Source organism: Streptomyces antimicrobicus (genome assembly GCF_020532625.1).
GTDB classification, from domain to species: Bacteria; Actinomycetota; Actinomycetes; order Streptomycetales; family Streptomycetaceae; genus Streptomyces; species Streptomyces antimicrobicus.
This window is the reverse complement of record NZ_JAJAUY010000005.1, coordinates 90939-101244: the sequence shown is the minus strand read 5'-3', so window position 1 is coordinate 101244 and position 10306 is coordinate 90939. Positions and strand designations below refer to the sequence as shown.

Here is a 10306-nt window from a genome sequence, read left to right as displayed (position 1 = left end):
CGCCCCGCGCAGCAGCTGCTCCAGCAGGGCGGCGTCCGGGCGCGCCAGGGGGTCCCGCACGAGCAGCCGCTCCAGGACGGGACCCAGCGGACCCGACCGCGTCGGCGCCGGGATCGGCTCGTCCAGGACCGCGACCACCGTCGCCAGCCCGGTCGCCCGGCGCAGCGGGTGCACGCCCTCCGCGGCCACGTACAGCAGCATGCCGAGCGACCACAGGTCGGAGGACGGGTTGCCCTCCTGGCCGCGGACCCGCTCGGGCGCGATGTACTCGGGCGAGCCGATGAGGTCGCCGGTGGCGGTGAGATCGGCCGAACCGTGCAGGGCGGCGATCCCGAAGTCGGTCAGGACGGCGCTGCCGTCGGGGCGCAGCAGGACGTTGGCGGGCTTCACGTCGCGGTGCAGGACACCCTCGGCGTGCGCCGCCCGCAGCGCGGAGAGCACTTCGAGGCCGAGCCGCAGCACGTCGGCCACGGGCATCGGGCCCTGGGCCAGCCGGTCGTGCAGGGAGCCGCCCTTGACCAGTTCCATCACGATCCACGGGTGCCCGTCGCTGCCGGCCGCCGGCTCCACGATGTGGTGGATCGTCACCACGTGCGGATGCGCCAGCCGGGCCAGCGCCCGGGCCTCGCGCACGGCCCGCTCGCGCAGTTGCACGGCCAGACCGGGGTGGGCGGCGGCGAGCGCCGGGTCCGGCGGGCGGACCTCCTTGAGCGCCACCTCGCGGTGCAGGGCGATGTCACGGGCCCGCCACACCGTGCCCATGCCCCCGCTGCCCAACGGGGAGATCAATTCGAAGCGGCCGTCGACCGGCTGTCTGCCGCCCTCACTCGTGTCCATGGCGCGTCATCGTATGAGTCGCCACCCCCTCGCGCCCAACCCGGTCCGGGCGGGGCTCCGATCGTGCCACCGGGTGCGGGGTGGCTCTTCCGGTCAGGGCGGTGCGGCCCGTAGAACGGGACGGTGCAACCGCCGCACGCCCCGAGCGAGAACCACGGAAGGAACCCCCACGTGATCGTGATCGCCCATCTCAGCGACGTCCACTTCGACACCGGCCGGCGCGCCGCCGACCGGACCCGGGCCGTCATGGCCTACCTCGACGAGCTGCCGTACGACCTCGACGCGGTGCTGGTCAGCGGTGACATAGCCGACCGCGGCCTGGCCGAGGAGTACGCCGAGGCCCGGGCGCTGCTCACCTCCCGGCACCCGCTGGTGGTCTGTCCCGGCAACCACGACGAACGCGGCGCCTTCCGGGAGGGGCTCCTCGGCCGGCGGGCCGAGCCCGGGCCGGTCAACCAGGTGCTGCGCGGGGCCGGTTTCGTCCTCGCGGTCTGCGACTCGTCCGTACCCGGCAAGGACGAGGGCCGGCTGGAGGAGGAGACGCTCGGCTGGCTGGAGGGCGTCCTGCACGAGACCCCCTCCGACACCCCTGTGCTGGTCGCCTTCCACCACCCGCCGGTGGAGCTGCACATCCCGTACGTGGACGGCATCCGGCAGTTCGGCGAGGAGCGGCTGGCCGAACTCGCCGGCCGCTACCCGCATCTGACGGCCTTCCTGTGCGGGCACGCCCACACCGCGGCCGCGACCACCTTCGCGGGACGGCCGCTGCTGGTCGCGCCGGGCGTGGTCTCGACGACGGTGCTGCCGTGGGAGCGGCCGGACGGTTCCGGCCCCTACGTGCACCTGGACGAGCCGCCCGCCGTCGCCTTCCATGTCCTCGGCGCCGACGGGCGGCTGACGACCCATTACCGGGTGGTCGTGGACCGGAGCGCGGGCCGGCCGGCGGGGCCGGGGGCCGGCGTCAGGGCGTGACGGTGATCTGCTGCGCCGGGTCGGTGGTGTCGGTCACCAAGTAGACGGCGTTGAAGGTGGAGGTCGTCGCGCTCGTCGGGCAGCCGAAGCCGCCGGTGACCTTCACCGGCACCGACGCGCCGGAGAACGTCAGGCTGGACGGGGCGCCGTTGGCCCACGTGCCCGGCACCCCGGCCGCGCCGGTCGGGGCGGCGGTGACCGTGCAGGTCGCGAGGCCGGTCGTCTTGAGCACCAGCCCGCCGGCCGGGACGGTCAGGGTCGCGGTGGTGGGCTGCCCGTGCTGCATCGACACCGACCAGGCGCCGCTGGTGGTGACCGTCGGGGTGACGCCCGGCAGGCTGGCGGTGCAGGAGCTGTAGGTCGGCGGGGAGATCGGGGAGGAGACCGGGCCGGCCGCGTTCTGGTTGCCCGGGGCGGCGGGGACGGAGCCGGTGGCCACGGAGACCGAGCAGGTCACGGTGACCGAACCGGCCTTGAGGGTGGCCTTCCCGCTCAGGGTCGCCTGGAACGTGTGGCCGGCCGGCGTGACGGTCGTCGAGCCGGCCGCGGGTAAGGGGGCCGCGGTGGTCCCGGCGGCCGAGCCGAGGGTCAGGGCGCCGGCTGCGGCGAGCCCGAGGGCCAGGGTGGTGCGCGTACGGCTCATGGCTGAGCTCCTTGGGGATCGGGGTGCTGCTGGGGGGTGGGGGAGAGGGCGCCGCCGGGGGAGCGGCGACCGGCCCGGGCGGTACCGGGCTGCCAGGCGAACATCAGGCCGCCGCCGACGATGCCGAGCAGGGTGCCGACGAGGAACCCGCCGAGGTTGGACAGGACCAGCGCGGCGGTGGCGATCACAGTGGTGAGCACTCCGGCGAGGGCGCGGTGGTGGGGAGCGAACCAGGCGGAGAGCCCCAGCACGATCATCACCACGCCCATCAGGACGGACGGGATGCCGGCCACGCCCTGCTGGAGCATGATCTTCAGCGGAGCCAGCGGCAGGACGCAGATCTCGGCCCCGGCGAGGACGGTGAGGAGCCCTCCCCAGAACGGCCTGCTGCGTCGCCAGCGGCGGAACCCTGGGCCTAGAAGCATTCCTTCTTGCCCTTGCTGATGTTCATGTTGAGGCCGGAGAGCTTGAAGGTGCCGGCGTTCGTCGCCCACGCGGTCTGCTGGAGGTCGCTGATGGTGACGGAGTCGGCCTGCTGCCCGAACAGGTCCTGCATGCCCTGCGCGTCGGCGGGACCCTTGTCGAGCGTGGAGGCGTCGCGTCCGATCTCGATGTTCTTGAACTCCGCGTTGCCGCCGAGCTGGGTGGCGTCCACGAACAGGTTGCTGGCCTCGACCGGGTTCTTCTGGCCGGCGGTCAGGTTGAGCGAGATGTCGCCGATCACCGGGAGCGAGGTGACGACGGACTGGCAGAGGCTGTGCAGCTTGGCCTCGCGGATGGCGGTGACCGCCACCGGGATCAGCTCTTCCCGGGCGTTGACGTCCACGCTGCCGTACTGGGCGAAACCCTCGCCCGTCAGGCTCTTGGCGGACACCTTGAACTGCTGGCCCGAGACGGCGAAGGAGGCGGCGAGCGCGCCCTGGGCGAGCGCGATGCCGAGCCCGGCGGTGACCGCGACGGCCGGAACGGTCAGGACGGCGAACCGGCGCCAGCGCACGCGGCCCGCGGAGCCGTCGACAGGGTGGGAAGCGCCGGATAAGTCGGCTCTGTCATCGTCTTGCCGGAACTGGGATTCTTCCATGGGATGCCCCAATACATCGGTTGTGCACCGTTGTTACCGACGAGTTGAATGTAAGAGTGCCAATGGTGGTTGGCAAGGTTGCGCGAGCGCCGCTTTTCGGCCGACTCCTACTGCTGCGTACGGTCGGAGGACACCCGTCCGGGGCGCCGTCCGGAGTGCCGTTCGGGAGGCAGCAGGGCGGCCGCCTCGGCGTCCACCCGGCGCGCCATCGCGCGGGCGAACTCGGCGTTCACCACCTCGCCGGCCACCGGGCGCAGCGCCGCCACCGCGTCGGCGATCTCCCGCAACCGCGTGGCCGAAAGCCGCTCCACCCCGTCGGGGCCGATCACATGCCGCCGGAACAGTCCGACGAACCGGTCCGCGATCTGTGCCGCCTGCTCCTGCACGAACGCGCCCGTCTCCAGCACCTCGGCCAGCGGCACCCCCTGCCGCACGAGCGTCACCGTCGCCGCCAGCAGCCGGCGGCTGCGGTGCGTCACCTTGTCCCCGTCGACGTGCACGTAGCCCAGCTCGGCCGCCCGCCGGGTGTCCTCGGCCGATCCGGCAGGGCCGAACAGTGCGCGCAGCTCGGCCAGGGACATCGTGACCGGTTCCTCCTGGGGCACCCAGTCGCGGGTCATCTCCCTTTCCAGGCCCAGCAGTTGGGCCAGGCCGCCGCCGTCGGTCCAGGCCTGGAGCAGTTCGGCGATGCCGTTGACGGTGTAGCCCCGGCCCAGCAGGTCGTCGATCAGGCGCAGCCGGGCGAGGTGGTCGTCGGAGTACCAGGCGATCCGGCCCTCGCGGCGCGGCGGCGGCAGCAGCCCCCGCTGCTGGTAGTAGCGCAGGTTGCGCACCTTCACCCCGGCCGCCCGGGCCACCTCCTCCCGGCGGTAGCGCCCCGTGCCGGTGCCGCCGGCGCTGCCCGCGGGTCCGCCTTCCTCGGCCGTGCTGCTGCTCACACGGCGGAGTCTAGGCGGTGCGGCGCGGCTCCCGCCTGCCCTTGACGGCCCGCAGGATCACGAACTTCGGGTCGCCCGCGACCAGTTCGCAGTTGCCGAAGAGGCGGCGCAGCCGCACGTGGTAGCCGAGGTGACGGTTGCCGACCACCCACAGCTCACCGCCCGGCCGCAACGCCCGGCGCGCCTGCGCGAACATGCGCAGCGCCGTCGCGTCGGTCGTCGCCTGGTGGGAGTGGAACGGCGGGTTGTTGAGCACCAGGTCCACCGACCCGGCGGGCAGCCCGGCCAGCCCGTCACCGACGAGGAACTCGGCCCCGCCGTCGCCGCCGTTCGCCGCGTACGTCGCCCGCGCCGAGGCCACCGCCTGGTACGACTCGTCGGCGAAGACGACCTGCGCCCCCGGGTTCACCCGCGCCGCGGCCGTACCCAGGACGCCGTTGCCGCAGCCCAGGTCCACGATCCGGCGCGCACCCGTGCCGCTCGGCAGGTGGCCGAGCAGGAACCGGGTGCCGATGTCGAGCCGGTCGGCACAGAAGACCCCGGCGTGGTTGACCACGGTCAGCCCCTCGGCCGGCCCGGCGCCGGCGTCCGCGCCGAGCGTGTACGTCAGCGGCCACGGGTTCGAGGCGCCTGCGCCCGCGCCGGCGTCGGTACGGGCACCGGCGCGGGCATCCGTACCGGCAGCGGCGGCGTCGGTCCCGGCAGCGGGCGCCGGGACGCGCGGGGTGCAGAAGATCAACCGCGCCTTGCGCTCGGCGAGGGAGGTCCGGGTCGGTCCGAGGATCCGCTCGAACAGCGCCAGCGTGGAGGTGTGGATCTCCTTGACCATGCCGGTGCCCACGACCACCGTGCCCGCGTGGACGTGCGGCGCCAGCCGGTGCAGCTGGTCCTCCAGCAGCGCCAGGCTCTTGGGCACCCGGACCAGCAGGACGTCGATCCGCTCCGGCGGAGCGTCCTGCGTGGTGAGCAGCCGTACGCGACCCTCGGGGACCCCGGCCCGGGCCAGGTTCGCGCGGGTGGCCTCGTGGGCGAGGAAGGAGTCGGTGATCTGCGTTGGCCGGTGGCCCGCCAGCGCCGTGACCAGCGCCCCCCAGCGGTCGCCGAGCACCGTGATCCGCCGCCCGGCCAGCTCCACGGGCCCCCGCTCACCGGTGCCGGCGTCCAGGTGCCGCAGCAGGTACTCGTCGGCGGCGTCCCAGGCGCGCAGCCGGTCGCGGGGGTCCTCGGGGAAGCGGGTGAGCTCGTAGGAGCCGAAAGGCGTGGTCAGACGGTTCATCGTGCCCCCAGGCTATCCGGTCGGCGGCCGGCCCCCGGCCGCCGACCGGAGGCCGAGGGAGGCGGGGGCGGGGGATCAGCCCTCGGGGAACTCCCCGGCCATCGCCGCGGCGATCCGCAGGTACGGCGCCGCCTCGGCGGCCCGGCCCTGCCGCTCCAGGGTGCGACCGAGCAGCAGCTGCGCGTAGTCCTCCACCGGCCAGCGTTCCAGGATCGCGCGCAGTTCGCGCTCGGCCCGCGTCAGCTGGGCGGAGTGGTAGAAGGCGCGGGCCAGCAGCAGCCGGGGTGCCAGCTGCTCGGGCACCTCGGCGGCGAGGGAGGTGAGGACCAGGGCGGCCGGGGCGTACTCCTTCGCGTCGAAGAAGAGCTGGGCGCGCGCCCAGCGCTCGGCGGCCGTACCGTGCTCGTAGTAGGCGCTCGGGGTGTTCATGGTCCCTGCAACACTCCGCACGGGCCTCGACATTCCGTCGAACGGGACCGCACGACCCGGCTAGGTTGTGACCATGAGCAATCTCGATCGCCAGCCCGCGCTCTCCACCTGCGGCGGACGCGGTTTCGTCGTCGCCGAACCGGTCCGCGAACTCCTCAGCCCCCGCCAGGTCAAGCTCGGCGAGAGCACCGAGGTCCGCCGGCTGCTGCCGAACCTGGGCCGGCGGATGGTCGGCGCCTGGTGCTTCGTCGACCACTACGGTCCCGACGACATCGCCGACGAGCCCGGCATGCAGGTGGCCCCCCACCCCCACCAGGGCCTGCAGACCGTCAGCTGGCTGCACGAGGGCGAGGTGCTCCACCGCGACAGCGTCGGCAGCCTTCAGGTGGTGCGCCCGCGCGAGCTGGGCCTGATGACCTCCGGCCGGGGCATCAGCCACTCCGAGGAGAGCCCCCGCGACCACGCCCGCTTCCTGCACGGGGCCCAGCTGTGGGTCGCCCTCCCCGACGCCCACCGCCACGTCGACCCGCACTTCCAGCACCACGCCGAGCTCCCGCACGTCACCGCGCCCGGCCTCGACGCGACCTTGATCCTCGGCTCGCTCGACGGAGCCACCTCCCCGGGCACGACGTACACCCCGATCGTCGGCGCCGACCTCACCCTCGCCGCCGGGGCCGAGGCCCGCCTCCCCCTCGACCCGGACTTCGAGTACGCGGTCCTGTCGATGTCCGGCGAGGCCCACGTGGACGAGGTCCCGCTCCTGCCCGGCTCGATGCTCTACCTGGGCTGCGGCCGCACGTCCCTCCCCTTGCGCGCCTCGTCGGACGCCTCCTTGATGCTGCTGGGCGGCGAACCGTTCGAGGAGGAGATCGTCATGTTCTGGAACTGGATCGGCCGCTCCCACGAGGAGATCGCCCAGGCCCGCGAGGACTGGACGAACGGCACCCGCTTCGGCGAGGTCAAGGGCTACGCCGGCCCTCCGATCCCGGCCCCGGCCCTGCCCCCGACGCACCTGAAGCCGCGAGGCAGGGTCCGCTGAACTGCGGAAGGAGTTCGCCGATCAGGGACCCGCGGCATGGAGCGGCGGTTCCGGCACGCGCGCGAGGACCGGCTCGGCGAAGGGGCCGAGAGCCGCTGGGGAGACGGTGACCTCCTTGCACGACCGGGCCGGGCGGTGCCGTGGCTGCGACCACCGCCCAGCCCGGAGTCTCAGGCTGCCTCTGCAGCGTGTTCGTGGATGTCGCAGGCGTCGTCGGTTCCGTACGTCTCCCAGGCGGGGAACTCGTCCTCCTCGGGTGCGCTTTCGCCCGGGGCGAGCAGGCAGGCTTCCAGTGCCGCCAGGAGGGCTTCGCCGCGCAGGCCGGTGCCGATGAAGACCAGCTCCTGGCCCTGGGTGGTGTCGGGGCCGCGGGTGCCGGAGGGTTCGAAGCGCGCGACGGCGCCGGCCTGGGACCACAGGCCGGTCACGCGGGGGCGACTGGCGAGCCGGAAGAAGCCCTTGGAGCGCAGGATCCGCCCGAAGGTGCCGCTGTCGAGACCCTTGGTCACGAACGTCCACAGCCTGCCCGGATGGAAGGCCCTGTCGGCACGGAAGACGACCGAGGAGATGCCGTACTCCTCGGTCTCCGGGATGTGGTCACCGTTGAGCTCCTGGACCCAGCCGGGCGCCTGCTGTGCCTTCTCCACGTCGAACAGGCCGGTGCCCAGGATGTGGTCGAGGGCTGTCTGCCCGTGCACGGCGGGCACGATGCGGGCGGCGGGGTTCAGCCGGGTCAGCGCAGCCCGTAGGCGCCGGGCCGGGTCAGGCTTCACCAGGTCCAGCTTGTTGAGGACGATGACGTCGGCGAACTCGACCTGGTCGATGAGCAGGTCGCTGATGGTGCGCTCGTCGTCCTCGTAGGCGGCCAGTCCACGTGCGGCAAGTTCGTCTCCGCCTTCGAGCTCGCGCAGGAAGTTCGCGGCGTCGACGACGGTGACCATGGTGTCGAGGCGGGCGAGGTCGCCGAGGGTGGCGCCGTCGTCCCGGGGGAAGGAGAAGGTGGCGGCGACCGGCATGGGCTCGGAGATGCCACTGGACTCGATGAGCAGGTAGTCGAAGCGGCCTTCGCGGGCGAGCCGGTCGACCTCCTCCAGCAGGTCGTCGCGCAGGGTGCAGCAGATGCACCCGTTGGTCATCTCGACCAGCCGCTCGTCGGTGCGTGAGAGCGCCGCCTGACCACCGCGTACCAGCGCGGCGTCGATGTTGACCTCGCTCATGTCGTTGACGATCACCGCGACCCGCAGGCCCTCGCGGTTGCCGAGCACGTGGTTGAGCACAGTGGTCTTTCCCGCGCCGAGGAATCCGGACAGCACCGTCACCGGCAGGCGGTCGTGCGAGGTCACGAGCTCAGCCCTCGGGGCGGACGAGACCGCGCTCGTACGCCTTCACCAGGCGCTGGGGGACCTGGTAGACGGAGCCGTCGACGGTGATCGGCACCAGCTGGGGTGTGGTCGCCTTCCACTGGGCGCGGCGGTGGCGGGTGTTGCTGCGGGACATCTTCCGCTTGGGGACGGCCATCGTGGGACTCCTCGGGTGGGGTGGCTGACATGGAGAGGCTACATGAAAATGGATGCCATTATCAATTTGTAGCGGGTGCCTGACCGGTCTGCCGCAGCCGACGCCGGGCAGCGCCCAGAGCCGAAAGGCCCTGCGTCCCGTCCGAATGGGCCCCCGCCGCCGGGTACCGCACGACCTGCCGCCGAGGACTGTTGCCGCCCGGTTCCGACGGGCGCCGGTGACAGGGTTCAAGTGCTCCCCGGACCTCGTGCAGAGGCCGGGGAGCGCGTCAGGTGCCGTGCGTGCGCGGCACTTCGAAACCGACCTCACGGGGGTCCCATGTCTTTTCACGTCGATTCCGAGACCGGCCGCCTGAAGCAGGTCATCCTGCACCGGCCGGACCTGGAACTGAAGCGACTCACTCCCACGAACAAGGACGCGCTCCTCTTCGACGACGTGCTCTGGGTCAAGCGTGCCCGTGAGGAGCACGACGCCTTCGCCGACACGCTGCGCGACCGTGGAGTGCGTGTCCACCTCTTCGCGGACCTGTTGACCGAGACGCTGGCACTGCCTGCCGCTCGGCAGCTGATCATGGACAGGGTTTTCGACGAGCGGGAGTTCGGGGCCCTGGCCGGCGACCGGTTCCGTGCGCATTTCGACTCCTTGGAGCCGACAGCACTTACCGCGTGCCTCATCGGCGGGGTCACCAAGGGCGAGCTGCAGCAGCACCTCGGGACCATACCGAGTGTCCGCCTCCATGCCATGGCGCCGGACGACTTCCTGCTCGCGCCGTTGCCCAACCACCTGTTCACGCGCGACACATCGTGCTGGGCGTACGACGGGGTGAGCGTCAACCCGATGAGCAAGCGGGCCCGCCGCCGGGAGACGGTCCACTTCGAGGCCGTCTACCGCCACCACCCGCTCTTCGACAAGGGCGAGTTCCACCGGTGGACCGACGGGGAAGGAGCGTACCCGGCCACCATCGAGGGCGGTGACGTCCTCGTCATCGGCAACGGTGCCGTACTCGTTGGCATGAGTGAGCGCACCACCCCGCAGGCCGTGGAGAACCTGGCGCTGCGGATGTTCACCGCGGGCTCCGCCCGGCGGGTGGTGGCGATCAACATGCCCAAGCGCCGCAGTTTCATGCACCTGGACACCGTGATGACGATGGTCAGCGGTGACACCTTCACCCGTTACGCCGGCCTGGGCATGCTGCCGACCTCGACGATCGAACCCGGGACGGGCGGGCAGGGTCTGAAGATCACGGACCACGCGCCCGAGCACATGGACCAGGCCATCGCGGACGCCCTCGGGCTGCCCTCCGTCAACGTGCTCACACCGAGCCAGGACGTGCGGTCCGCCGAGCGGGAGCAGTGGGACGACGGCTGCAACGTGCTGGCCGTGGAGCCAGGAGTGGTTGTCGCCTACGAGCGCAACGTCACCACCAACACCTACCTGCGCAAGAACGGCATCGAGGTCATCACCGTGCGGGGCAGTGAGCTCGGCCGGGGCCGTGGCGGCCCGCGATGCATGAGCTGCCCCATCGAGCGAGAAGCCGCCTGACGCGCCCCGCCTCCGGTCGGTCACCCCGCCT

At 72.5% G+C, this 10306-nt stretch carries 12 protein-coding genes; 3 read left to right on the top strand and 9 right to left on the bottom strand.

Features of this window, described 5'->3' with window-relative positions; all coding sequences use genetic code 11:
- On the bottom strand, positions 1-837 hold an 837-nt coding region (locus LG632_RS02625), incomplete at its 3' end, for a serine/threonine-protein kinase (RefSeq protein WP_226724702.1).
- Positions 838-1008: 171 nt separating this feature from the next.
- On the opposite strand from LG632_RS02625, the gene LG632_RS02620 reads away from it, so the two are divergent.
- Complete coding sequence (locus tag LG632_RS02620; protein WP_226724700.1) at positions 1009-1809, top strand: metallophosphoesterase; 801 nt, start codon at positions 1009-1011, stop codon at positions 1807-1809.
- Here LG632_RS02620 and LG632_RS02615 read toward each other — a convergent pair.
- From LG632_RS02615 to LG632_RS02590, 6 genes are all read right to left on the bottom strand, one after another.
- On the bottom strand, positions 1799-2452 hold the full coding sequence (locus LG632_RS02615; RefSeq protein ID WP_226724697.1) for a hypothetical protein: 654 nt from the start codon (positions 2450-2452) through the stop codon (positions 1799-1801). The two genes, LG632_RS02620 and LG632_RS02615, sit on opposite strands and share 11 nt — an antisense overlap.
- The gene (locus LG632_RS02610) at positions 2449-2877 is read right to left on the bottom strand and encodes a DUF6114 domain-containing protein (protein WP_226724695.1); all 429 of its coding nucleotides are present in this window, start codon (positions 2875-2877) and stop codon (positions 2449-2451) included. Before LG632_RS02610 ends, LG632_RS02615 begins: the two co-directional genes overlap by 4 nt.
- Positions 2868-3449 carry a DUF6230 family protein gene (locus LG632_RS02605; protein ID WP_226724693.1) on the bottom strand — a complete coding sequence of 194 codons (582 nt, stop codon included), beginning with the start codon at positions 3447-3449 and terminating at the stop codon, positions 2868-2870. Before LG632_RS02605 ends, LG632_RS02610 begins: the two co-directional genes overlap by 10 nt.
- A gap of 191 nt (positions 3450-3640) precedes the next feature.
- The gene (locus tag LG632_RS02600) at positions 3641-4471 is read right to left on the bottom strand and encodes a MerR family transcriptional regulator (protein ID WP_308107813.1); all 831 of its coding nucleotides are present in this window, start codon (positions 4469-4471) and stop codon (positions 3641-3643) included.
- A 10-nt stretch (positions 4472-4481) separates the two neighbouring features.
- Complete coding sequence (locus LG632_RS02595; protein WP_226724716.1) at positions 4482-5738, bottom strand: methyltransferase; 1257 nt, start codon at positions 5736-5738, stop codon at positions 4482-4484.
- 84 nt (positions 5739-5822) lie between these two features.
- Positions 5823-6176, bottom strand: a complete 354-nt coding sequence (locus tag LG632_RS02590) for a tetratricopeptide repeat protein (RefSeq protein WP_226724691.1) — start codon at positions 6174-6176, stop codon at positions 5823-5825.
- Between the two features lie 73 nt (positions 6177-6249).
- On the opposite strand from LG632_RS02590, the gene LG632_RS02585 reads away from it, so the two are divergent.
- Complete coding sequence (locus tag LG632_RS02585) at positions 6250-7215, top strand: pirin family protein (RefSeq protein ID WP_226724689.1); 966 nt, start codon at positions 6250-6252, stop codon at positions 7213-7215.
- 170 nt (positions 7216-7385) lie between these two features.
- Here LG632_RS02585 and LG632_RS02580 read toward each other — a convergent pair whose 3' ends face one another.
- Both LG632_RS02580 and rpmF read right to left on the bottom strand, forming a co-directional pair.
- Positions 7386-8558, bottom strand: coding sequence for a GTP-binding protein (locus tag LG632_RS02580; protein WP_226724687.1), 1173 nt, complete (start codon positions 8556-8558; stop codon positions 7386-7388).
- 4 nt (positions 8559-8562) lie between these two features.
- On the bottom strand, positions 8563-8733 hold the full coding sequence (rpmF, locus tag LG632_RS02575; protein ID WP_226724685.1) for a 50S ribosomal protein L32: 171 nt from the start codon (positions 8731-8733) through the stop codon (positions 8563-8565).
- A gap of 318 nt (positions 8734-9051) precedes the next feature.
- On the opposite strand from rpmF, the gene LG632_RS02570 reads away from it, so the two are divergent.
- Positions 9052-10275, top strand: coding sequence for an arginine deiminase (locus tag LG632_RS02570; protein ID WP_226724683.1), 1224 nt, complete (start codon positions 9052-9054; stop codon positions 10273-10275).
- Positions 10276-10306 lie beyond the last annotated feature (31 nt).